This is a genomic window from Methylobacterium sp. 17Sr1-1, from assembly GCF_003173775.1.
GTDB lineage: Bacteria > Pseudomonadota > Alphaproteobacteria > Rhizobiales > Beijerinckiaceae > Methylobacterium.
The window spans coordinates 6,067,140-6,089,385 of record NZ_CP029552.1; the positions used below are offsets into that span (position 1 = coordinate 6,067,140).

The 22,246-nt window shown below is 72.2% G+C and carries 24 protein-coding genes; 10 read left to right on the forward strand and 14 right to left on the reverse strand.

Annotation, left to right across the window (positions count from 1 at the left end):
* Positions 1 to 42: 42 nt before the first annotated feature.
* Together DK412_RS27675 and DK412_RS27680 are read left to right on the forward strand one after the other, a co-directional pair.
* A complete protein-coding gene (locus DK412_RS27675; RefSeq protein WP_109974601.1) occupies positions 43 to 417 on the forward strand; it encodes a PH domain-containing protein in 375 nt (124 codons plus the stop codon).
* Positions 418 to 482: 65 nt separating this feature from the next.
* Positions 483 to 821 (forward strand): cupin domain-containing protein, encoded by a 339-nt coding sequence (locus DK412_RS27680; RefSeq protein WP_109974602.1) that lies wholly within the window; start codon positions 483 to 485, stop codon positions 819 to 821.
* Between the two features lie 4 nt (positions 822 to 825).
* On the opposite strand, the gene DK412_RS27685 is transcribed toward DK412_RS27680, so the two are convergent.
* From DK412_RS27685 to DK412_RS27695, 4 genes are all read right to left on the reverse strand, one after another.
* Complete coding sequence (locus DK412_RS27685) at positions 826 to 1,332, reverse strand: L,D-transpeptidase (protein ID WP_109974603.1); 507 nt, start codon at positions 1,330 to 1,332, stop codon at positions 826 to 828.
* A 339-nt stretch (positions 1,333 to 1,671) separates the two neighbouring features.
* A complete protein-coding gene (locus DK412_RS27690) occupies positions 1,672 to 2,034 on the reverse strand; it encodes a DUF2794 domain-containing protein (RefSeq protein WP_109974604.1) in 363 nt (120 codons plus the stop codon).
* A 401-nt stretch (positions 2,035 to 2,435) separates the two neighbouring features.
* Positions 2,436 to 2,588, reverse strand: coding sequence for a hypothetical protein (locus DK412_RS30430; RefSeq protein ID WP_162596056.1), 153 nt, complete (start codon positions 2,586 to 2,588; stop codon positions 2,436 to 2,438).
* Between the two features lie 195 nt (positions 2,589 to 2,783).
* Positions 2,784 to 3,029 carry a hypothetical protein gene (locus DK412_RS27695; protein WP_093566695.1) on the reverse strand — a complete coding sequence of 82 codons (246 nt, stop codon included), beginning with the start codon at positions 3,027 to 3,029 and terminating at the stop codon, positions 2,784 to 2,786.
* Between the two features lie 249 nt (positions 3,030 to 3,278).
* Here DK412_RS27695 and DK412_RS27700 point away from each other — a divergent pair, with 249 nt between their 5' ends.
* The 3 genes from DK412_RS27700 to DK412_RS27710 all read left to right on the forward strand — a co-directional run bounded on the left by DK412_RS27700 (position 3,279) and on the right by DK412_RS27710 (position 6,472).
* Complete coding sequence (locus DK412_RS27700; RefSeq protein ID WP_109975532.1) at positions 3,279 to 3,872, forward strand: ribonuclease HII; 594 nt, start codon at positions 3,279 to 3,281, stop codon at positions 3,870 to 3,872.
* Positions 3,873 to 4,010: 138 nt separating this feature from the next.
* Positions 4,011 to 5,609, forward strand: coding sequence for an acyl-CoA synthetase (locus DK412_RS27705; protein ID WP_109975533.1), 1,599 nt, complete (start codon positions 4,011 to 4,013; stop codon positions 5,607 to 5,609).
* Positions 5,606 to 6,472, forward strand: a complete 867-nt coding sequence (locus DK412_RS27710) for a DUF296 domain-containing protein (RefSeq protein ID WP_109974605.1) — start codon at positions 5,606 to 5,608, stop codon at positions 6,470 to 6,472. The genes DK412_RS27705 and DK412_RS27710 overlap by 4 nt, the downstream gene beginning before the upstream one ends.
* Here DK412_RS27710 and DK412_RS27715 read toward each other — a convergent pair.
* Together DK412_RS27715 and DK412_RS27720 are read right to left on the reverse strand one after the other, a co-directional pair.
* Positions 6,441 to 7,013, reverse strand: coding sequence for a GNAT family N-acetyltransferase (locus tag DK412_RS27715; protein ID WP_109974606.1), 573 nt, complete (start codon positions 7,011 to 7,013; stop codon positions 6,441 to 6,443). The genes DK412_RS27710 and DK412_RS27715 overlap by 32 nt on opposite strands.
* Before the next feature lie 357 nt (positions 7,014 to 7,370).
* A complete protein-coding gene (locus DK412_RS27720) occupies positions 7,371 to 8,483 on the reverse strand; it encodes a PA0069 family radical SAM protein (protein WP_109974607.1) in 1,113 nt (370 codons plus the stop codon).
* A 107-nt stretch (positions 8,484 to 8,590) separates the two neighbouring features.
* Between DK412_RS27720 and DK412_RS27725 the strand changes: the two genes are divergently transcribed.
* On the forward strand, positions 8,591 to 9,106 hold the full coding sequence (locus tag DK412_RS27725; RefSeq protein ID WP_109974608.1) for a hypothetical protein: 516 nt from the start codon (positions 8,591 to 8,593) through the stop codon (positions 9,104 to 9,106).
* Here DK412_RS27725 and moaB read toward each other — a convergent pair.
* The 3 genes from moaB to DK412_RS27740 all read right to left on the reverse strand — a co-directional run bounded on the left by moaB (position 9,072) and on the right by DK412_RS27740 (position 11,579).
* Positions 9,072 to 9,650, reverse strand: a complete 579-nt coding sequence (gene moaB, locus DK412_RS27730; protein WP_109974609.1) for a molybdenum cofactor biosynthesis protein B — start codon at positions 9,648 to 9,650, stop codon at positions 9,072 to 9,074. The two genes, DK412_RS27725 and moaB, sit on opposite strands and share 35 nt — an antisense overlap.
* The gene (locus DK412_RS27735; RefSeq protein ID WP_109974610.1) at positions 9,650 to 10,561 is read right to left on the reverse strand and encodes a neutral zinc metallopeptidase; all 912 of its coding nucleotides are present in this window, start codon (positions 10,559 to 10,561) and stop codon (positions 9,650 to 9,652) included. Before DK412_RS27735 ends, moaB begins: the two co-directional genes overlap by 1 nt.
* A gap of 106 nt (positions 10,562 to 10,667) precedes the next feature.
* Positions 10,668 to 11,579 carry a uracil-DNA glycosylase gene (locus DK412_RS27740; protein WP_109974611.1) on the reverse strand — a complete coding sequence of 304 codons (912 nt, stop codon included), beginning with the start codon at positions 11,577 to 11,579 and terminating at the stop codon, positions 10,668 to 10,670.
* Between the two features lie 213 nt (positions 11,580 to 11,792).
* On the opposite strand from DK412_RS27740, the gene DK412_RS27745 reads away from it, so the two are divergent.
* The gene (locus tag DK412_RS27745; RefSeq protein WP_109974612.1) at positions 11,793 to 13,457 is read left to right on the forward strand and encodes an electron transfer flavoprotein-ubiquinone oxidoreductase; all 1,665 of its coding nucleotides are present in this window, start codon (positions 11,793 to 11,795) and stop codon (positions 13,455 to 13,457) included.
* A gap of 293 nt (positions 13,458 to 13,750) precedes the next feature.
* On the opposite strand, the gene DK412_RS27750 is transcribed toward DK412_RS27745, so the two are convergent.
* The 5 genes from DK412_RS27750 to DK412_RS27770 all read right to left on the reverse strand — a co-directional run bounded on the left by DK412_RS27750 (position 13,751) and on the right by DK412_RS27770 (position 19,489).
* Complete coding sequence (locus DK412_RS27750) at positions 13,751 to 14,539, reverse strand: transporter substrate-binding domain-containing protein (protein ID WP_245447325.1); 789 nt, start codon at positions 14,537 to 14,539, stop codon at positions 13,751 to 13,753.
* 112 nt (positions 14,540 to 14,651) lie between these two features.
* Positions 14,652 to 15,905, reverse strand: a complete 1,254-nt coding sequence (gene glp / locus DK412_RS27755; RefSeq protein ID WP_109974614.1) for a gephyrin-like molybdotransferase Glp — start codon at positions 15,903 to 15,905, stop codon at positions 14,652 to 14,654.
* Complete coding sequence (mobB, locus tag DK412_RS27760; protein WP_109974615.1) at positions 15,889 to 16,452, reverse strand: molybdopterin-guanine dinucleotide biosynthesis protein B; 564 nt, start codon at positions 16,450 to 16,452, stop codon at positions 15,889 to 15,891. The genes glp and mobB overlap by 17 nt, the downstream gene beginning before the upstream one ends.
* A 2-nt stretch (positions 16,453 to 16,454) precedes the next feature.
* A complete protein-coding gene (locus tag DK412_RS27765; RefSeq protein ID WP_245447326.1) occupies positions 16,455 to 18,428 on the reverse strand; it encodes a molybdopterin biosynthesis protein in 1,974 nt (657 codons plus the stop codon).
* Positions 18,425 to 19,489, reverse strand: coding sequence for a molybdopterin-binding protein (locus DK412_RS27770; protein WP_204165454.1), 1,065 nt, complete (start codon positions 19,487 to 19,489; stop codon positions 18,425 to 18,427). Before DK412_RS27770 ends, DK412_RS27765 begins: the two co-directional genes overlap by 4 nt.
* A 444-nt stretch (positions 19,490 to 19,933) precedes the next feature.
* Between DK412_RS27770 and DK412_RS27775 the strand changes: the two genes are divergently transcribed.
* The 3 genes from DK412_RS27775 to DK412_RS27785 all read left to right on the forward strand — a co-directional run bounded on the left by DK412_RS27775 (position 19,934) and on the right by DK412_RS27785 (position 22,206).
* Positions 19,934 to 21,208: a c-type cytochrome gene (locus tag DK412_RS27775; protein ID WP_109974617.1), complete on the forward strand. Its 1,275-nt coding sequence runs from the start codon at positions 19,934 to 19,936 to the stop codon at positions 21,206 to 21,208.
* A gap of 83 nt (positions 21,209 to 21,291) precedes the next feature.
* Positions 21,292 to 21,732 carry a hypothetical protein gene (locus DK412_RS30435; protein ID WP_162596321.1) on the forward strand — a complete coding sequence of 147 codons (441 nt, stop codon included), beginning with the start codon at positions 21,292 to 21,294 and terminating at the stop codon, positions 21,730 to 21,732.
* Between the two features lie 9 nt (positions 21,733 to 21,741).
* Positions 21,742 to 22,206, forward strand: coding sequence for a hypothetical protein (locus tag DK412_RS27785; RefSeq protein WP_109974619.1), 465 nt, complete (start codon positions 21,742 to 21,744; stop codon positions 22,204 to 22,206).
* Positions 22,207 to 22,246: the final 40 nt, after the last annotated feature.

Genomic DNA, 22,246 nt, shown 5'->3' on the forward strand with positions numbered 1-22,246 from the left:
ACGGCGATCGTCAAGGCGGGATCGACTTCGGGGGAGGACCGGATGGGATTGCTCGACGGCCTGCTCGGCCACGGCAGCGACGTGGCGCCGGAGGCGGTGGCCCAGGAGCTCGACGGGATGCTGATCCCGGGCGAGACGGTGCAGGTGGCGTTCCGGGTGATCCGCGACCTCATGGTCTTCACCGACCGGCGGATGATCCTGGTCGACAAGCAGGGGCTGACAGGCCGCAAGGTCTCCTATCTCACGGTGCCCTACCGGGCGATCACCTCGTTCTCGATCGAGAATGCCGGCAGCTTCGATTTCGATTCGGAATTGACGATCTGGGTCTCGGGCCGACCCGACCCGATCGCCCGCACGCTCAAGCGCGGGGCCGACATCCGCGGCATCCAGCGGGCGATCGCCGCGACGCTGCGGTAACCTTCGGGAACGCCCGCCACCTGCTCCCGTTGGGGTCGCGAGACGTCCCCGACAGGAGCAGGATGATGGGCGACATGACGATCAAGAAGGTGTCCGGCGGGCAGTCGCCGCAGGGGCCGGACGGCCAGCGCTACCTCGCCTCGGGCAAGCACGTCGCGATGCGGCTGTGGGTCGACGAGCCGCCCACCGACGACAAGCCGAGCGCCGCCCGCGACTACGAGACCGTCGGCTACGTGATCTCGGGCCGGGCCGAGCTGGTGGTCGAGGGACAGACCGTGCGGCTGGAGCCGGGCGATTCCTGGCTGGTGCCCGCGGGCGCGGAGCACACCTACCGCATCCTCGAGACCTTCACGGCGGTCGAGGCCACCTCGCCGCCCGCGCAGGTGCACGGGCGCGAGGGCTGACCTGTCAGCGCGTCACCACCACGGTGGCGCCGACCTGGACGCGGCCGTAGAGATCGGCCACGTCCTGGTTGTACATGCGGATGCAGCCATAGGACGCGAAGGTGCCGATCGAGCCCGGCCGGTTGGTGCCGTGGATCGCGTACTCGCCCCGGTCGAGGGTGAGGGCCGCGGCGCCCATCGGGTTGCTCGGCGAGCCGCCGGCGATCACCTCCGGCAGCCGGGGATTGTCCCGCTTCACCTCGTCGGGCGGCGACCAGGCCGGCCGGAGGTATTTTCCGTCGATGCGGGCGTAGCCCGTCCATTGCTTGCCGGCCTTGCCGACCGCGACCGGATAGCGGATCGCCGTCCCGTCGCCGTTGATGAAGTACAGCCGCCGCTCGGCGGTCCGCACCACCACCGTGCCGGCCTCCGCCGTCGCGTCGAAGGCGACCAGTTCTCGCGACGCGGCCGGTCCGGCCGCCATCGTCGCCGCGACGACCATCGCCGCGGCCCATCCACTCTGCTTGTGCATCCCTGCGGTCCTCGAGCGTGACCTTGTCAGCCCCGTGATAATCCGCCGGGAAACCTGTCGTTCCGGTTGGCAAAGATGCTTGCCGGGGGGTGAAGAGCGGACAGCGCTCCGGAAGCGTTAAGAGGTGGTGTGCGCCGCCCGCGAACCCTCCCCCCTCTACGGGGGAAGGTGGCGAACGGAGTGAGCCGGGAGAGTGGAGCCGCTTCCGGAAAAGACTGAACCGTTCCGTAAGGCGCCCCCTGGATCCCCGTCGCGCTGCCCCTCTCCCGCCCGACTCCGCCGGGCACCCTCCCCCGCAGAGGGGGGGGAGGGTTGGCGGGCGGCGCACCCTCTCAATCCTCACACCACCCGGAGCGGCTTCTCCAGCACGCGCAGCACCTGCGCCAGGTCGTGGCCGCGCTTCAGGATGCGCCCGGTCTCGGCGATCACCGCGTAGGCGCCCTGGCGCCGGGCGAGGCGGGGGTCCTTCTCGATGCGGTAGAGCGGCCGCTCGGAGGTGCGGCGGTGGATGGCGAACACCGCCTTCTCGCGGGTGAAGTCGATCGTGTAGTCCCGCCACTCGCCCTCGGCGACCATCCGGCCGTAGAGGTTGAGGATGATGCGCAGCTCGTCGCGATGGAATGACACCTGCGGGACGGTGCGCGGGAACGGCACCACGTGCGCGCCGGCACTCCGGCTATCGGCCGTCTCTCCTTCGCTCATCGTGTCTCCTGCCTGTCGGGGTGATTCGCGCCCAAGGGGCGCAGCTGTCCGGGGCCGGCGGTGAGGAGCCGGCGAACGACCCGGTCCGGACCATGATGGGATGGCGTCAACGGCCCCGCAAGGGTTGCGCCGGAGCGACACTGCGCCGGCAACTGATCGACGTGAAGCGGAAATACGAGGGAAACGACGCGGTCGCCCACAAACCGCCACAATCACGCCGCGCGCCGGCCTTGATGCGCGCGTAAGGGTAGGTCGACCTCATGGCCCGGCCCGCCGGCCGCTCCGGTACCCAGCCCCCCAGCCCCCGCGATGCCGGCGGGCCGGGCCTCCTCCGAGGTTTCGAGACCCAAATGACTTCAGGGCCGCCTCCTCGGAGTGCGGTCCTTTTTTGAAGGCCGGCCTCACGGCTGCATCCACATCTGCGAGGCCAGCGCCTTGGCGCGGGCGACCCTGATGTGGTCGAGCGTCCAGAACCCGATCGTCAGGGCCCCGGCGAGCAGCGCGACGGGCAGGGCGAGCGCCAGGAACGGGTTCTGTCGCGGCGGCGTGGTCATGCATCCTCCTCTTCGTTCGATCTCTCGGATCTGGTGCCTTGCCCTTCGGGAACGCGTCCGAGGCGCAAGAGGTGCCAGCGGAGCGCCCGCGCGCCAAGAGGCCCGTGCGCCGAGAGGCCCGCGCGCCGAGAGGCCCGCGCGCCGAGAGGCCCGCGCGCCAAAAGGCGAGAGGCAAGAGGATCCCCGAGGGGACCGTTACCCGGCGAGCGGCGCGAAGAAGCAGAACACGTACGCACCGCGATGGCACCAATGGTAGCGCCCGTCCTGGCTCGGCCGCACCTTCGCCATCGGCACGAAGATCCCGTGCGTCTGGTAGCCGCCCGGCACCTCGACGGCGTCGGAGACCGGCTCGCAATCCTGGTCGGAGCAGCATTCGTAGGGGTACCAGGAATGCGCCGGCTGGACGAGGGAGAGCGCGGCGACGGCGAGGGCGACCTTCATGGGCGGCGTACCTCCAGCGGCTGAATCCGGACCGAGCGGGACCGGACACCGGGAGCCGCACGCCGCGTGCCAGACGCCGCGAACCCGGCGCGAGCGCGTCATCGACGCGCAGGGCGCGGGTGCCTCCTCCCCGGTCCGGCGCCTCGGTGCGCCTTCAGGAGGTGATCATCGCGCCGCGCTGCCCGAAAGGGAACGTCACCGGTTGCAAGCGCAGGGATTTCGAAACCGGAACGCGTGCACATCTGCGCGATGCGCCCCTTCGATGCCCGAGACGCCGCCCGCTATCCTGTCCTTATCGGCTGCGACGAGGTCGGCCGCGGCGCGCTCTGCGGCCCGGTGATCGTGGCGGCGGTGCATTTCGATCCGGCCGCCCTGCCCCCCGCCTTGCTGGAGGCGCTCGACGACAGCAAGCGCCTCGACGCCGCCACCCGCGAGCGTCTGGCGCCTCAAATCATGGCCGCCGGGCGGGTCGCGCTTGCCGGCGCCTCCCGCGACCTGATCGACCGGATCAACGTGCGCGCCGCCACCCTCGACGCCATGCGCCGCGCCGTCTCCCGCCTCGGCATCGCAGCGGAGGTGGCGGTGGACGGGCGCGACGTACCCCCCGGCCTGCCCCTGCCCTGCCGGGCCCTCGTTGGCGGCGACCGGCTGGTGCCGCAGATCGCCGCCGCCTCGATCATCGCCAAGGTGGCGCGCGACCGGCTGATGCGGGCGCTGGCGCTCCGCCACCCCGCCTATGCCTGGGAGCGCAACGTCGGCTACGGCACCGCCGTCCACCGGGCGGCGATGGTGCGTCTCGGCCCCACCCGGCACCACCGGCTGAGCTTCAAGTCGAAGGTGTGAGGCAGCGCATGCGCAGGCGACGCTTCCGCTTCCCGCCAGGAGCGTCGTAAGGTCCCCCCGACGCGCAACGAGCCGAACGGCCGGCGCCGCCAGGGAGGAAGCCGACGTGACCACGACGACCCCGAGGGCCGCCCGATGATGACCCCGATGTCGCGCCGGGTGATGAACCTCGCCCATTCCCTCACCCAGGCCGCCGCGCGGCACCCGGACCGCCCGGCGATCGTGTGGGGCGAGCGGAACTGGAGCTGGGTCGAGTTCGACGCCCGGGTCTCGGCGCTGGCCGGCGCGCTCAGGCAGCGCGGGATCGCCAAGGGGGACCGGCTGCTGGTCCATGCCCGCAACGGCAACGCCATTCTGGAGATCATGTACGCGGCGTTCCGGCTCGGCGCGGTGTTCGTGCCGACGAACTTCCGGCTGATGCCCGGCGACGTCGCCTACCTCGCGCAGCAATCGGGCGCGACGGCCTTCCTGTGCCACGCCGACTATCCCGATCACGTCGCCGCCGTGCGGGAGGCCTGCCCGTCCCTGAGCCGCGTCGTCGTCATCGGCGAGGGGCCGGCCACGGGCGAGGCCTACGAGGACGTGGTGGCGGAGGGTGCGGGGCAGCCCGTCGCGAATGTCGGCGTCGAGCACGACGACCCGTGCTGGTTCTTCTACACCTCCGGCACCACCGGCAAGCCGAAGGCCGCGGTGCTGACCCACGGCCAGATGGCCTTCGTGATCACCAACCACCTCTGCGACCTGATGCCGGGCACGAGCCCGGAGACCGACGCCTCCCTGGTGGTGGCGCCGCTCTCGCACGGGGCCGGGGTGCACGCCGTCGCCCAGGTCGCCCGGGCCGTCACCTCGGTGCTGCCGGGCTCCGAGCGCTTCGACGCGGCGGAGGTCTGGAGCTTGGTCGCGCGGCACCGCGTCACCAACATGTTCACCGTGCCGACGATCCTGAAGATGATGGTCGAGCATCCGGCGGTCGACGCCAACGACCATTCGTCCCTGCGCTACATCATCTATGCCGGCGCGCCGATGTACCGCGAGGACCAGAAGCGGGCGCTGCGCACGCTGGGCAAGGTGATCGTGCAGTATTTCGGCCTCGGTGAGGTCACCGGCAACATCACGGTGCTGCCCCCTGCCCTGCACGAGGCCGAGGACGGGCCGGAGGTGAAGATCGGCACCTGCGGCTTCGAGCGCACCGGCATGCAGGTGCAGATCCAGGACCCGGAGGGCCGGGAGGTCGGCGCGAACGAGACCGGCGAGATCTGCGTCTGCGGTCCGGCTGTCTTCGCCGGCTACTGGGAGAACCCGAAGGCCAATGCCGAAGCGTTTCGGGACGGCTGGTTCCGCACCGGCGACCTCGGCTACCTCGATCCGGAGCGCTTCCTCTACATCACGGGCCGCGCCTCCGACATGTACATTTCCGGCGGCTCGAACATCTATCCGCGCGAGATCGAGGAGAAAATCCTGGCCCATCCGGCGGTGGCCGAGACCGCGGTGCTCGGCGTGCCCGACCCGACCTGGGGCGAGATCGGCATCGCGGTCTGCGTAGCCCGCGAGGGCATGGCGCTCTCGGAAGACGACGTGATGGCGTTCCTGTTCGACAAGGTCGCCCGCTACAAGCTGCCGCGCCGGGTCATCCTGCGCGAGTCGCTGCCGAAATCCGGCTACGGCAAGATCACCAAGAAGATGGTGCGGGAAGAGTTGGAGGCGGCGGGCCTCCTCGGCGAGAAGGCGCAGGGATGAGCGCGCTCGAGACGCCGCCCTTCGCCACCCTCGCCCAGCCCGGGCCCGTCCGGCCCGAGCGCTGGCTCGCCGCCGGCGGCGCCCGCCTCCATCGCGCCTTCGACCTGGCGCCGGGGCGCACGCTCCTCGACGCCGTCGCCGGACCGCTGGCGGAAGCCGGGATGCGGGGCGGCGTGGTGCATCTCGCGGGCGGGAGCTTCTCGCCCTTCTCCTACGTGATGCCGGCCCTGTCGTCGGATCCGCTCTTCGCGGCCTATTACAGCGAGACCTTCCGGCCCGAGGGCGAGACCCGGCTGGAGCGGGCGAGCGCCACCTTCGGCGAGCGCGACGGCGCCGGCTTCCTGCACGTCCACGGCACCTGGATCGAGCCCGACGGGCGCCGCCGCGCCGGCCACCTGCTGCCGGCGGAGGTGGTGATCGCCAACCCCGTCCGGGCCGAGGTCTGGGGCACGGCGGAGGCGGCCTGGCGGGTCATCCCGGATGCCGAGACCAATTTCTCGCTCTTCACCCCCGTCTCCCTGTCGGAGGCGAAGGCGGGCTGCCTCCTCCTGAAGATCCAGCCGAACGAGGAGATCCATGCGGCGATCGAGGCGGCGGCCCGGACCCACGGTCTGTCTGTGGCGCGGGTGCGCGGCATCGGCAGCATCGTGCGGCCGGCCTTCGCCGACGGGCGGGTGATCCCCACCGATGCGAGCGAGGTGCTGATCCGCGACGGGACCGTGCGGCCGGGGCCGGACGGCGCCCCGGTCGCGCATCTCGACATCGCGGTGGTGGACGTCGCGGGCGACATCCACGAGGGCGTCCTGCGCCGCGGCACCAACGCGGCGTGCATCACGTTCGAGCTGTGCCTGACGGCGGCGTGAGGGCGTCGCGCGCGACGGCGTAGATGTGCACGCGTTCGTCGCGGTTGCGGGCCGGGGCGTGGATCACCGTCTCGCCCAGGAAGCGCATGCCGCAGGCCCGCATCACCGCAAAGGAGCCGGCATTCTCCGGATGCGCGCTGGCCTCGATCCGGTCGACGTCGAGCCATGCGGCGGCGACCGGGAGCAGGGCTGTGATCGCTTCGCGCAGGAAGCCCCGGCGCTGATGCGCCTCGCCGAGCCAGTAGCCCACCGTGGCTGTCCGCGGATCGTCGCCGCTCCGGTGCAGCATGATCCAGCCGAGGAGTTCGCCGGTCTCACGGGCGGTCACCGCCAGCGAGAGCGCCTGCCCGGCTTCCGCGAGAGTCTGCGCCATGGCGATCCGCTCTCGTGCCACCGCGACGGTGAAGGGCAGCGGCCAGAAGGCGAGCCACCGGCTCACCGCCGGGGTCATCAGGGCGCTGGTGGCTTCCGCGTCGTCGGGTGCGACGGGGCGCAGGTGGAGGCGCGGGGTGTCGAGGGTGGGCGGAGGCTGGCCGGTCATGGTGGCAGGGTAGCAGAACCGGCCTCTGGGTCAGCACTGATCGGTTGTCGGCGCGGGCGGCCGAGGCATCTGGAGACGAGAATGGCGCTGGTCCCCCTCTCCTGTGTGGGAGAGGGGCCGGGGGTGAGGGTGGCTTGGCTTCAGGATGAAGCTTCGAACATCGAGCTGCGCAGCTCAACGCTCGGTGTCTTACTCTGAACCCGAGCCACCCTCGCGCGATCTCCGATCGCCCCTACCCCTCTCCCACACGGGAGAGGGGATCCCGCGCTTGATTCAGAAAAAGATATTCCCCTGACAGTCCTGCGCCCGCGGGAAGAGAAGAATTCCCTTGCGTCATCCAATGGCGCCCTGCCCGCCTTAGAACAAGCTGTACTGCCCACCCACCCGCACCGGTACCGCGAACAGATCCGTCCGCAGCCGCACCCGTTCCGCCGGATAGCCGAGCCGCGTCATCGCCACCCGCATCCGCTGGTCCAGCAGATCGGCGTAGGGCCCCGTCCCGGTGAAGCGCCGCCCGTAGGCCGCGTCGTAGACCTTGCCGCCGCGGGCCTCGCTCAGCAGCGCGAAGGTCCGCCCGGCCCGATCGGGATAATGCTCGGAAAACCAGTCGCGCATCAGGTCGGCGAGTTCGTGCGGCAGGCGCAGGAGCACGCCGCCGGCCTCGCTCGCCCCCGCCTCCCGGGCGCGGGCGAGCACGGCCTCGATCTCGTGGTCGTTGAGGCCCGGAATCAGCGGCGCCACCAGCGCCATGACCGGCACCCCGGCAGCGGCGAGGGCCCGGATCGCCGCGAGGCGCTTCTCCGGCCGCGGGGCGCGGGGCTCCATCCGGCGGGCGAGGTCGGGGTCGAGGGTGGTGACAGAGAGGGCGACCTTCACGAGGCCCTGCGCCGCCATCGGTGCCAGGATGTCGAGGTCGCGCAGCACGAGGTCGGATTTGGTCACGATCCCGACCGGATGGCGGAAGCGCGACAGCACTTCGAGGATGCCGCGGGTCAGGCGGTAGCGCCGCTCGATCGGCTGGTAGGGGTCGGTGGCGGTGCCGAGCGCGATGGTCCGCGGTGCGTAGCCCCGGGCCGAGAGCTCCCGTTCCAGGAGCGCGGCCGCGTCCGGCTTGGCGAAGAGCTTGGTCTCGAAGTCGAGCCCCGGCGAGAGGCCCGCATAGGCGTGGTTCGGCCGGGCGAAGCAGTAGACGCAGCCGTGCTCGCATCCGCGATACGGGTTGATCGACCGGTCGAAGCCGATATCGGGGGAATCGTTGCGGGTGATGATGCTGCGCGCCCGCTCCAGCGTCACCTCGGTGCACAGCGGCGGCAGCTCCTCCTCGATCTCCCAGCCATCCGCGAAGGCCTCGCGCGCGGCCGGCTCGAACCGGCCGGTCGGGTTGGCGGTGGCGCCGCGCCCGCGGCGGCTCTCCGCCGCCGGGGTCGACCCGGCGAGGCGCCGCAGCCCCCGCCCGCATCCCGATTCCATGCCGGCCTCCCATCCAGACGCGGCCGAGCTTCGAACAAAACAGGAACAGACGCAAGTGCCAACGATCAAGGCAGGACGCGACGCCCGCCATCCGCTATGGCGCGATCATGTTCACGGCAGTCATCCATCTCCCCGGCGCGGTCGATCCGGAGCGCATCGACGCCCTCGCCGATACCCTGGCGGCCCTCGTGGCCGGCGTCGCGGCGGGCGTGGTGGGCGATGCGGTGATCGCCGCAGAGCATCCGGACGATCCGGAGGTCGGCACCATGGCCGAGAGCACCGGGGCGGCCCTGGTGGCGCGGGGCAGGAACCCGTGGGTGGCGGCGGCCGGATTGGCGCGCCGGCCCTGGATGCTGTGCCTCGAAGCCGGCGACGTGCCGGCGGAGGGCTGGATCCGGGTGCTCGACCGGTTCGGCGCCACGACGCAGGCCGAGGCCGTCGGCCGCCTGCGCCGCCCGCACGCGCCCCTCTTCGAGCGGATCGCCGGACGGCGGGAGGCGCTGACCGGCACCCGGCAGGTGCGGGCCGGCGACCTCGTGCGGGTGCAGGCCCTGCGGGCGGGCCTGCCGCTCAAGGCCCGCCTGCCGGTCAGGCCCCTGCGGGGGACGCTGCTGCAGGGGTAGTGGCGCCGCGTTTCAGATGCTCGTCGAGACGCGGCATGATCTCGACGAAGTTGCACGGACGGTGCCGGTAGTCGAGCTGGGCTGCCAGGATGCCGTCCCAGGCATCCCGGCAGGCCCCGGGCGAGCCCGGCAGCACGAAGACGTAGGTGGCGTCCACCACCCCGGCGGTCGCCCGCGATTGCAGGGTCGAGGTGCCGATCTTGTCGTAGGAGATGCGGTGGAACACGGCCGAGAAGCCGTCCATCCGCTTCTCGAACAGCGGCTCCAGCGCCTCCGGCGTCACGTCGCGGCCGGTGAAGCCGGTACCGCCGGTGGTGATGACGACGTCGACCCCCGGATCCTGGCCCCAAGCCCGCACCTGGGCACGGATCGCCTCGACCTCGTCCGGCACGATCGCCCGGGCGGCGAGGCGGTGCCCCGCCGCCTCCAGGCGCCCGACCAGCGTGTCGCCCGAGCGGTCGTCGGCGAGCGTGCGGGTGTCGGAGACTGTCAGCACCGCGATCCCGAGCGGCACGAAGGCGCGCGCGTGGTCCAGCCCGGCCATCAGAGCTGCGAGGCCCGGAAGGTGTCGCAGGACTGGGTCTGGCCGCTGCGGTAGCCGGTCTGGAACCAGCGCATGCGCTGGGCCGAGGAGCCGTGGGTGAAGGAATCCGGCACGACGTAGCCCTGGCTCTGCTTCTGCAGGCGGTCGTCGCCGATGGCGCTCGCCGCCTGCATCGCCTCCTCGATGTCGCCGGGCTCCAGGGCCTTGAAGCGGTCGTCGGAGTTCTTGGCCCAGACGCCGGCGAGGCAATCGGCCATCAGCTCGACGCGGACCGAGAGGGCGTTCGACTCGCGCTCGCCGACCTGCTGCTGCTTGCGCTGGACCTTGGGCAGGATGCCGAGCACGTCCTGGACGTGGTGGCCGACCTCGTGGGCGATGACGTAGGCGTAGGCGAAGTCGCCCTTCACCCGGAACTTCTGCTCCATCTCCTTGAAGAAGGAGGTGTCGAGATAGACCTTCTTGTCGAGGGGGCAGTAGAACGGCCCCATCGCCGCCCGGGCCTGGCCGCAGCCGCTGCGGGTGCCGCCGGTATAGAGCACCATCGTGGTCGGGGTGTATTGCCGCCCGGTCTGGTTCGGCAGCACCTGGTTCCACACGTCCTCGGTGTTGCCGAGGATGGCGGCGGCGAACTTGCCGGTCTGGTCGGAGGGGGCGCCGGTGCGCCGATCGGGCTGGCCCTGCTGCGGCTGGCCCTGCTCCTGCGGCGCGCGCTGGCGCGTCACCGTCTCGGCGCCGCCGATCAGGATCGCCGGGTTGATGCCGGTGACCCAGCCGATGATGCACAGGATCACGATGGTGCCGATGCCGAGGCCGCCCGCACCGCCGCCCGGAAAGCCGAAGCCGCCGCCACCGCCGCCCTCGCCGCGGCGGTCCTCGACGTTGTCGGAGGTGCGAAAATCTTCCCAGCGCATGGTCAGCTACCCGTTGGCCCGTGAACCTTGGCCGCGACGGCTACGCGGCGCAGGCCCGAGGCTCAAGAGTAATCGACGGGAGCCGACACGGTTCCGCTTCCGGGCGCTACCGCTCCCCCTCGTCGAGGGCGGTGCGCAAGGCGCGGAAGTCGCGCCAGGCGAGGCGCTTCTGTAGCGGCTGACGCAGCAGGTAGGCCGGGTGGAGCGTGGCGAGCAGCCGGATCTCGCGCTTCTGCGTGCGATAGGGGAACCAGCGCCCGCGCGACTTCAGGATGCCGTCCTTGGTGCCGGCGAGCGCCTGGGTGGCGACGCCGCCGAGGCAGACCAGGATGTCGGGATCGGCGAGCGCGATCTGCCGCTCGATGAACGGCTTGCAGGTCGCGAGCTCCTGCGGGGTCGGGTTGCGGTTGCCCGGCGGGCGCCAGGGCACGACGTTGCCCACGTAGGCGTTGGTGCGGTCGAGCCCGATCGCCGCCATCATCCGGTCGAGGAGCTGGCCCGAGCGGCCCATGAACGGCTTGCCGATCCGGTCCTCGTCGGCGCCGGGCGCCTCGCCGACGAACATCACCCGGGCCTGCGGGTTGCCGTCGGCGAAGACGAGATTCTTGGCGGTGAAGCGCAGGGCGCAGCTCTCGAACCGGGCGAGCAGGCCCTCCAGCTCCTCCAGGCTCGCGGCGGTGGCGGCGAGTTCGCGCGCGTCGCCCGCCGCCTCGCCGGGGGCCGCGGCGGCGGACCGGCCATAGGTGCTGGGCGCCTCGGCACGCGGGGCATCCTGGCGAGGAGGCTCCGAGCGCGGCGGCGCGGCGCGGGCCGGTTCCTCGAGGGGCGGCCGCTCCGGCGGCGGGACGCGGCGCGGCGGTGCCTCGGGCTCGGCCGCCTCCCGCGCGGCCCGGCGCGGGGCCTCCGGCTCGGCGAAGCGGTCGTGCGGCGTCTCGTCCAAAGCGGCGTCGACGCCCGCCGCGACGTGGAAGTCGAGGAAGGAGAGAAGGTCGCGGCTGTCGGCAGGCTCGGACGTCATATGTACGATGTGGCGTGCCGCGCGGCTGTGGACAACAGGCGCGACATGACGCGCACAGGCATTCTCGCGCGGGGGGCCTGAGCGGCGCCGCTTGCGCCCGGGGACACGCCGTCGCACGGTCCGGCACCTCGGACCGCTTGAGGCGGACCAAGATCGTTTATATGTGAACTATCGCGAGACCCGAGGTATCGCGAGACCAGAGGGAGGACCAGGATGGAGCTGCCGGAACGCGAGGCGATGGACTTCGACGTGGTGATCGTCGGAGCGGGCCCGGCCGGGCTGGCTGCCGCCATCCAGCTCAAGCAGCTCGCGGCCGAGGCCGGCACCGAGGTGTCGGTGGTGGTGGTCGAGAAGGGCAGCGAGGTCGGGGCGCATATCCTGTCGGGCGCGGTCATCGACCCGAGCGGCCTCGACTCCCTGGTGCCGGATTGGCGCGAGGATCCGGACCGCCCGCTCAAGACCGAGGTGGTGAAGGACGAGTTCATGTTCCTCGGGCCGGCCGGCGGCATTTCGCTGCCGAACGTCGCCTTCCCGAAGCTGATGAGCAACCACGGCAACTTCGTCGGCTCGCTCTCCAACGTGACCAAGTATCTCGGGCGCAAGGCGGAGGAGCTCGGCGTCGAGATCTATCCGGGCTTCCCGGCCTCCGAGATCCTCTACGACGCGGCCGGCGCCGTGGTCGGCATCGCCACCGGCGATCTCGGCATCGCCCGGTCGGGCGAGGCCCGGGACGATTTTACCCGCGGCATGGAGCTGCGCGCCAAGTACACGGTGTTCGGCGAGGGCGCCCGCGGCTCGCTGACCAAGAAGCTGATCGACCGCTACCGCCTCAACCAGCATTCCGACCACCAGAAGTACGGTCTCGGGGTGAAGGAGCTGTGGCAGGTCAAGCCGGAGAAATTCCGGCCGGGGCTGGTGCAGCACTCGATGGGCTGGCCCCTGCCGAACAAGGCCGGCGGCGGCTCGTGGCTTTACCACTTCGACGACCACCTGGTCTCGGTCGGCTTCGTGACGCACCTGAACTACGAGAACCCGACCCTGTCGCCGTTCGAGGAGTTCCAGCGCTTCAAGACCCACCCGATGATCCGCGACGTGTTCGAGGGCGCCAAGCGCATCGGCTACGGCGCGCGGGCGATCATGGAGGGCGGCTGGCAATCGGTGCCGAAGCTCGTCTTCCCGGGCGGCTGCCTCGTCGGCGACTCGGCCGGCTTCGTCAACGTGCCGCGCATCAAGGGCTCGCACAACGCGGTGCTGTCGGGCATGCAGGCCGCCGGCGCGATCCACGAGGCGCTCGCCGCCGGCCGGGCCCAGGACGAGCTGACTTCGTATGAGGAAGGCTGGCGTTCGAGCCCGATCGGCTACGACCTCAAGCGGGTGCGCAACGTCAAGCCGCTCTGGTCGAAATACGGCACGCTCGTCGGCGTGGGCTTAGGAGGCCTCGACATGTGGCTCAACGAACTCGCCGGCCTGTCGCTGTTCGGCACGCTCAGCCACGGCAAGCCGGACTACGCCTGCACCAAGCCGCTCAAGGACGTGAAGCCGATCAAGTACCCTAAGCCCGACGGGGTGCTGACCTTCGACCGTCTCTCGTCGGTCTACCTGTCGAACACCAACCACGAGGAGGACCAGCCGGTCCACCTCCAGGTCAAGGATATGGGCCTGCAGAAATCCTCCGAGCACGACGTGTTCGGCGGGCCGTCCGGCCGCTACTGCCCGGCCGGCGTCTACGAGTGGATCGAGGAGGGCGGTGCACCGCGCTACCAGATCAACGCGCAGAACTGCGTCCACTGCAAGACCTGCGACATCAAGGACCCGAACCAGAACATCAACTGGGTCACCCCGGAAGGTCCGGGCGGTCCGAACTACGTCAACATGTGAGAGACTGTCTGACAGGTCGGCAAGATTGGTTCTGCCCACGAAATCATCATGAGATGTCAGTCGGTTGACAGTCGACTGACATCGAAGGGGCTCCAGATGTCGCCACGATATTTGGAGCCCTCCTTCGAGGTCCGCTTTGCGGAGCGATCTTCGATCGCCAGTCACCTCGGGATGAGGTCGCGTGCGGGAAAAAAGTTTTTGTGGTGCCGTCCTCGCGAGTCGAACAGGCTCTCCTCGGTACTGCGTCGGCGGAGCGGTCGGGCGAATGCCGATCCCGGACGCTCCGCCACCCCTCACTTCATGTTGGCGTTGAAGATCCGGTCGAACTCGCCCGAGGCTTTCGTCAGGTGCAACCACTGGTCGACATAGGCCTTGAACACCGCGTCGCCGCGCGGCAGCAGGAAGCCCATCTCGCCATACTGGAGCGGCTGGTCGGGGTTCACCGCGCACAGGCCCGGATGCAGCGTCTGCTGAAGCTTCACCTCGACCGACTCGGCGACCATGACGTCGGCGCGGCCTTCCGCGATCTCCTGCCAGATGACGCGGTTATCGGGGAAGAGCTGAATCTGCGCCTTGGCGAGGTTGGCACGGGCGAATTTCTCGTTCGTCCCGCCGGGATTGACGACGACGCGGGTCGAAGGCTGGTTGATGGCCTCCGTCGTCTGGTACTTCGAGACCTCGTCGCAGCGCACGATCGGCGCCTTGCCGTTGACGAGGTACATCTCGCTGAAGAAGACCTCGCGCTGGCGCGGCAGCGTCACCGAGATGCCGCTCATCGCCACGTCGCACTTCGCCTTGAAGTCGGCGAGCAGGTTCGACCACTTGGTCTGGATGAACACGGCCTCCGCATCGAGCGACTTGGCGAGCGAGCGGCCGAGATCGATGTCGATGCCGACGAAGTCGTTAGCGCCGTCCGGGCGGTAGGAGAACGGGCGGTAGTCGCCGGTGGTGCAGACGTTCAGGACCTTGCGCGCGATGACCTGGTCCAGGCGCGAGGGCTCGTCGGCCGCGAGCGCCGACGTCGCCGCGAGCGCCGCCATCGCACCTGTCACCAGCCGGTGCGTGAACGAACCCATACCCATGACCCTGACCTCGCGTCCGACGCGCCACCGATGGCGGAAGCGTAAGCATGGGACGGGTTGGTCGTCCAGGCGATCGTGTCGCGGATCCGGCACGATCCGCAGGTCGTCCGTCTCACCACAGCAGCGGATGGCGGAAGACCTCGACCCGGTCCCCCTCCTCCACCCCCGTCACCGCCTCGGGCAGTTCGGCGAGCCCGTCGCTGCCGGTGAGCGAGGACAGCACGCCGGCGCCGTCGCGCGGGAACTTCACCGCTTCCACCACCCCGTCGGCCCCCCGCCGCAGCGAGACGCGGACGTATTCGCGCCGCCCGGCCTTCTTGCGGTAACGGAAGGCGGCGCGGGCGGGCTCGCTCGGCGGGGCGTCGAGGCGGGCGCCGCCGAGGCGGGCGAGCAGCGGGCGAACCACGACGAGCAGCGTGACGTAGACCGCGACCGGATTGCCCGGCAGGCCGACAAAGGCGGTGTCCCCGATGAGGCCCATCGCGACGGGACGGCCGGGCTTGATCGCGAGGCGCCAGAACACCAGCCGGCCGACCGCCTCCACCGCGGCCTTGACGTGGTCCTCCTCGCCGGTCGAGACGCCGCCGGAGGTGAGGATGAGGTCGTGGCCGTCGGCCGCCGCCCGCAGGCGCCCGGGCAGGAGGGCGGGGTCGTCGCGCAGGATGCCGAGATCGGTCACCGCGGCGCCGAGGCGGCGCAGGAGCGCGACGAGCAGCACGCGGTTCGAATCGTGGATCGCTCCCGGCCGCAAGGCTGAGCCCGGCTCTGCCAGCTCGTCCCCGGTCGAGAACACAGCGACCCGCAGGCGGCGGCGCACCGCGAGCGCCGCATGGCCGGTGGCGGCGGCGAGCGCCAGATCGGGCGGGGTCAGGCGGCGGCCGGCGGGGATCACGAGGCTCTCGCGCGCCACGTCCTCGCCGGCGAGACGCCGGTTGGCGCCTACCTTCAGGCCCGTGGGCAGTGCGACCGCGTCGCCCTCGCGCCGCACGTCCTCCTGCATGAAGACCGTATCGGCCCCCGGCGGCATCGGCGCCCCGGTGAAGATCCGCATCGCGGACCCTTCGAGCGCGTCGCGCCCCGGCGCGGCGCCGGCGGGCAGCCGGCCGCGCACGGGCAGCACGGTCTCAGGCCCGGCCGTGAGGTCGGAAAAGCGCACGGCGTAGCCGTCGACGGCGGAATTGTCGAAGGGCGGCAGGTCGAGGCCGGCGAAGACGTCGGCGGCGGCGATGCGCCCGTCGGCCTCGATCAGCGGCACGGTCTCGATCCCGGCGAGCACCGGCAGCCGCTCGGCCACGAGGGCGGCGGCCTCGTCCACCGAGAGCAAGGGACCGCCGAAGGCGAAGCAGTCGTCAGTCAGCTGCGCCATGAGATCCAACCTTCCGAGATTCGACCCTCCGGGAGTCGAGCCTCTCCAGCACCGCCGAGAGGGGCTCCGCCCGCGCCAGCACGATATCGGCGACCGCCTCCACCGCGTCGAGGGGCACGACCGGCCGGCCGGCCGCCGCGAAGGGATGGTCGCTCGCCACCGCGACGATATGGGCATCGTCCGGATGCAGCGGCGGGCGGCCATTGGCGTGGCGGTAGACCTCGAGCTTCGGATGCGCCTCGCGCTTGAAGCCCTCGATCACCGCGAGGTCGCAGGGGCCGAGCCGGCGCAGCAGGTCGGGAAGCTGCGCCTCCTCCGCGACCTCGCGGATCTGCACGATGCGGCGGCTCGACGAGACGATCACTTCTGAGGCGCCGGCCTCGCGGTGGCGGTACGAATCCTTGCCGGGCTGGTCGACGTCGAAGGCGTGGTGGGCGTGCTTGAGCGTCGCCACGCGCAGGCCCCGGGCCCGGAGCACCGGGATCAGCCGCACGAGCAGCGTCGTCTTGCCCGCCCCCGACCAGCCGGCGAGCCCGATGACCCGCATCGTCACGCTTCCGCCCGGGCGAAGCCGAGCCCGGCGAGGTCGGCGGCGAGGGCCTCGTCGCCGAGGAGGGAGAGGAACGCCGCGAGAGCCGGCTCGTCGCGGCGGCTCTCGCGATAGGCGAAGTCGTAATGCTCCTCGGTGAGGGCTAAGAAGCCGAGGCCGTAAGCCTCGGCCACCGTCGAGATCGCCACGCCCCAATCGGCCCGGCCCTGCGCCACCGCCGCCGCGACGGCGTTGTGCGAGCGCGGCTGGTTCCAGTAGCCGGCGGGCCGGGCGCCGTCGAGAAGGCCCTCGACCAGCGCCCGGGTGCCGGCGCCGGTGTTGCGGTTGACCATCACGGCCGCGTCGTCCGCGAGGATCCCGCCCACCGCTCCTTGCGCCGACGCCCCCTCGAAGCGGGCATCACCCCGGCGGAAGACCACGCCCTGGAGCCGGCGCCAGCCCGGGGCCAGGGCGAGGCCGGGGGTGAGGTAGGGCGCGTTGTAGCGCCCGGTCTCGGGATCGAGGAGGTGCATCGCCGCGAGGTCGCATTCCCCGCGGCGCAAGGCGGCGAGCCCTCCGGCCGATCCGACCCAGAGCGTGCGCGCCGAGACGCCGCGGCCGGCGAGGTGCCCGACCAGGCGGTCGAGGCCGAGGCAGTGGCTGCCGACGATCATCAGGTCCGGCGGTCGCGCCGCCCGGCCGATCCGGGAGACCCGCACCGTCGCGCCGGCCTCGATCCCGGCCTGGGTCGCCGGCACCGCGAAGAACCCGTCGGCCTGCGAGAAGGCCGTGACCGCGCCGGAGCCCTTGGCGAGCGGCAGCGCCACCAGGCCGTCGCCGCCGCGGGAGAGCGCCGCCATCACGTACTCGGTGCGGCCGAGCTCGGAGGGCAGGCGCTGCGGCAGGCGCGCCTCCACGCTCTCCTCCTCCCGGGCCGGCAGACCGGCGAGCGCGCGGATCAGCGGCACCACGAATTCGTGGAAGGTGAACATCGCCGAGGTCGGGAAACCCGGCAGCACCACCACCGGCACGTCGCCGGCCTTCGCGAGGCAGAGCGGCTTGCCGGGCTTCAGCGCCACGCCGTGGACCAGGATGCCGGGCTCGCCCAGGCGCGACAGGATACGGTGCGAGACGTCGCCCGCCCCCTTCGAGGTACCCCCCGACAGGACGACGAGGTCGGCCGAGGCGAGGGCCTGCTTCAGCGCCGCTTCGAGCGCCGTCTCGTCGTCCGGCACGATGCCGCCCGGAATCGCGATGCCGCCATTCTCGGCCACGCTCGCCGCCACGATGGCGCCGTTCGAATCGTAGAGCGTCGCCGGCGCGAGGCGCGCGCCCGGCGCCACCAGCTCGTTGCCGGTGGAGAGCACCGCGACGCGGGGCCGGCGCACGACCGCGACCTCGGCGAGGCCGCAGGCCGCCAGGATGCCGATCTCGCGGGCGGTGACCAGGGTGGCGGCGCGCAACACCGTCTCGCCCCGGGCCATGTCGGCGCCGGCATAGCCGACGAACCGGCCCGGCCCCGCCGGCTGGCTCACGGCGATTCCGGGCGCCGGCCCGTCCTCGAACTCGGTCGCCTCGATCATCACCACCGCGTCGGCGCCGCGGGGCACCACGCCGCCGGTGGCGATCGGCGTCGCGGTGCCGGGGCCGACCGTGAGCGCGGGGGCGACCCCGCAGGCCAGGATCTCGGCGTTCAGGACGAGGCGGCGCGGCTCGGCCTCGCTCGCCCCTTCGGTGTCGGCGCTGCGCAGGGCGAATCCGTCCACCAGGGCGCGGTCGAAGGGCGGCACGTCGATCGGCGACGCGATGTCGGCGGCGAGCACCCGGCCGAGCGCCTCGTGCAGCGGAACCGTCTCGGGCGGCAGGGGACCATGCGGCACGGCCTCGCGCCAGCGCGCCATCGCCTCGTCCCGGCTCACCACCGCCAGGAACTGCTCCTGGCGCGAGGCGGCGGCGAGGCGGGCGAGGAAGGAATCGGGGGTGAATTCGGTCAAAGCGGCAGCACCTCGACGGGGGTCCCGGCGGGATAGCCCTCGTGGGCCGGCGGCACCAGCAGGGCGGCCTCGGCCCGGGCGAGACGATGAAGCGGGATCTCGGCCCCGCCGAGAGGCTCGACGCCGGAGACCGTGCGGTGCAGGAACACCACCTCGGTCAGGCCGATGACGGAGGCGACCTTGCGGGTGAGGGGCAGGGTGAGCGTCGCGTCGGGACCGGCGCCGGCGAGCGCCGCCAGCAGCGGCCGGCCGAGGGCGAGCCAGACGGCGAGGGCCGCGTCCGGCCGGCCCGGCAGCAGCAGCACCGGCCGGCCTCCCGCCTCGCCGAAGCCGGCGCTCTCGCCCGGGCGCAGGGCGATGCCGTGGGCGTGGAGCCGCCCGGCCCGCGCGAGCGCCGCGGCGCTGGCGTCGCTCCGTCCGGGCCCGGTGCCCCCGATGACGATCACGGCGTCGGCCCCCGGCGCCAGGAGGGCGGCGGCGAGATCCCCGGCCTCGGCCGGTCGGGCGACGGTTTCAGTGAGGCCGCCCCGGGCGGCGATCCAGGCGGCGAGCAGCGGCGACAAGGTGTCGGGCGCCGCCGCGAGTAGCCGCAGGCGCGGCCGGCGCACGGACACCCGATCGATGCCCGCGTCGGCCAGGGCGAGGCCGCACAGCGCGCTCACCCGCTCGCCCGAAGCGAGCAGCCGCGTGCCCGGCGGCATCTCGGCGCCGGGCGCCCGCGTCCCCTCCCCGGCCGCGGCCTCCGCCTCGATCTCCCGCGGATCGGCGCCGAGGGCCTCGGGCGGCAGCAGCGCGTCGGTGCCCGCGGGCAGGGCCGCGCCGGCCTCGACCCAGGCGGGGGATCGCCCGAGCCGCACCGGCGCGTAGGGCGAGGCGCCGACGACGGCCGCCGCCGCCACCGCCCAGCCGTCGCGCAGCGCCCTCCGCTGCGCCGGCCGGCCCGCCTCGACCACGATGTCCTGCGCCGCCACGGCGCCGACCGCCTCGGCCGGGCGCGCACCGGCGGCCACGACCGGCCGCACCAGGGCGGCGAGCGCCGCCACCGCCTCGGCGAGCGGCATCAGCGCGGACGTGGACGCCCGCGGCGTCACCGGCGGGCGCCCGGGTGATGAGGCGAGGCCATGCGTGGGTCCTGATCCCGGGAGGGAGAGGCGATGCGGCAAGCGCCGGCCGGGATCAAGGTTTCGGCTGCGGGAGCGGGAGACGGCGGAGAAAATGTCGCGGCGGGCCGCCGCGACCTCCCCCGGCGGCGCCTATCGGACTCGCTGCACCGGGGGCTGGTCCGGCTTGACCGCAAGACCCCGTGCCTCGCTCCGGATAGCGCCGAGATTCCGGGCGTCGGCGGCATTCGGATCGAAGGCCGCCCGTTGAGGATCGCCTGGACGTGCTCCTCGACCGTCAGGGGATGGATCTCCTCGAGGCTCCGGGGCCGTGGCGTTCCGGCCCCTTCCCGGCCCGGGACCCGTGCGCGTAGACCCGGGGGCTCCCCGCCCGGACCCTGCCGCATGCCCGCTCTCCTCCGCCTCGCCCTCGCCGCTCTTCTGAGCCTGCTTCCCGTCGCGGCCCGCGCCGAGGCGCCGATGCGCGGCCATGGCGGTCCGGTGCGGGCGCTCGCCGTGACGGCGGACGGGAGCCGGGCGCTCTCCGGCAGCTTCGATGCCTCGGCGATCCTATGGTCCGTCGAGGACGGGGCGGCGCTCCGGGTGCTGCGGATCCATGACGGGGCGGTGAACGCCGTCGCGCTCCTGCCCGATGGCGGGCTCGTCACCGGCGGGGAGGACGGGCGCGTCGCCCTCTGGCGAGAGGGTCAAGCGCCCGAGCGGATCCTCGCGACCCATGCCGGCCCGGTCTCCGGCCTCGCGGTGGCGCCGGACGGGCGGCGGATCGCCTCGTCCTCCTGGGACGGCACCGTCCGGATCACCCCCCTCGACGGCGTTCCCGCGCTGGTGCGGCAGGGCCACTTGGGCAACGTCAACGGCGTCGCGTTCCTGCCCGACGGGCGCCTCGTCACCGCGGGCTACGACGGGACCGTGCGGATCTGGCCCGAGGCCGGTCCCCCGCTGACGGTGCCGCTGGAGGCGCCGGTCAACGCCGTGGCGGCGGCCCCCGACGGCGAGATCGCGGCGGCGGGCGCCGACGGCACCCTGTCCCTGCTGCGGCCGGACGGCACCACCCGGGCGCGCCTCGAGATCGGCCCCCGGCCGGTGGTGGCGCTCGCGCTCTCGGCCGACGGACGGACGCTCGCCGCCGCGACGGTCGGCGGCGCGGTGGCGGTCGTCGACCGGGCCGGGGCGCGGGTGCGCCTCACCCTGGTCGGGCCCGGCCTGCCGGTCTGGTCGCTGGCCTTCCGCGGCACCGAGGAGCTTGTCACCGGCGGCGGCGACCGGCTCCTGCGGCGCTGGGACCTGCGCAGCGGCGAGCCGATCGGCCCGCTCGCCATGGCCCGCCCGGCGGACCCGCTGGCGGCCTTCGCGGGCGACCGGGGCGCTGAGGTCTTTCGCGCCTGCGAGGCCTGCCACACCCTGACCCCCGACGGCGGCAACCGGGCCGGGCCGACCCTCCACGGCGTGTTCGGCCGCCGCATCGCGGCGGTGCCGGACTACCCCTACTCCCCGGCCTTCCGGCGGATCGACCTCGTCTGGACGCCCGAGACCGTCGCCCGCCTGTTCGAGGTCGGTCCCGCCCGCTTCACCCCCGGCACCAAGATGCCGGAGCAGACGATCAATGCGGCGGAAGACCGGGCGGCCCTGGTGCGATTCCTGGAGAAGGCGACGCGGTGAGGCTGACCTGGCATCGAGGCGTGACCGGATACGCGCGTTGACAGGATACCGCGCGGGCGGGACACTGTGCGTTGGAGATCGTCATGCTGAGCGTCATCGAAGAGATAACGGGCGATGGTGTCGCCCTCGACGCAGACCATGTACGCGCACGGATCGATGACTGGCGGGCAAGGATCGACGATCTCTACCGCCGGGTCGCTGATTGGTTCCCACATCTCTGCGTCAGGCAGGGCGACACGACCGTGATGAACGAGGAGATGATGCGCGCGTATGGCGTGCCGCCGGTGCGGCTGCCGATCCTGCGCCTCTCCAATGCGGGGGCGGAGGTCGCGGCCTTCGTTCCCGATGGCCTGTGGATCATCGGCGTGAACGGCCGGCTCGATCTGTCCACGCGCAGCGGCCGGTTCCTGATCCTCGATCGGGCGGGCCTCTTCGAGACGCCGCGCTGGACCATCGCTCCCGCCCTGGATCGCCTCGCCGCCGAGCCCCTCTCGCAGGCGGCGCTCGCCACGGCGATGGCGTAAGGAGCCTCCATGCGGGATTTGGCGGCCATCGCCGCCGTCTACTCCGAGATCGAGAGCGGTCTCACCGCGCAGCTCGCGCAGGCCCGGGAGGCGGCTGACACCGCCCTCATCGATCGCATCGCGCAGAAGCGACGGATCAACGATTCCGCCTACTTCATCCTCGCCTGGGGCCAGCTCGAGGCCAAGATCAACCGCGTCGCCGAGCTCGCGGTGCGCAACCGACGCAGCAGCATCCGCTGGGAGGATCGCCGCGCCTGGGACGCGCACGATCCGGAGAGCATGCGGGCGAAGTTCGAGGACCGGGCGGCGCTCGTGCTCGACCGGCTCAACGTCGCCTCCGATGCCTACCGCCGGACGATCCGCTACTACGGCTGGCGCAACGGCATCGCGCACGGCTCGCAACTGGCGACCGGGATCGACGTTCCCGTCGTCATCGGCGACTTGTACCAGATCGCCGGCGAACTCCGGGCGTGACCAGTCATTCGAGATCCTGTTGCTTGCGTTGCAACGCGGA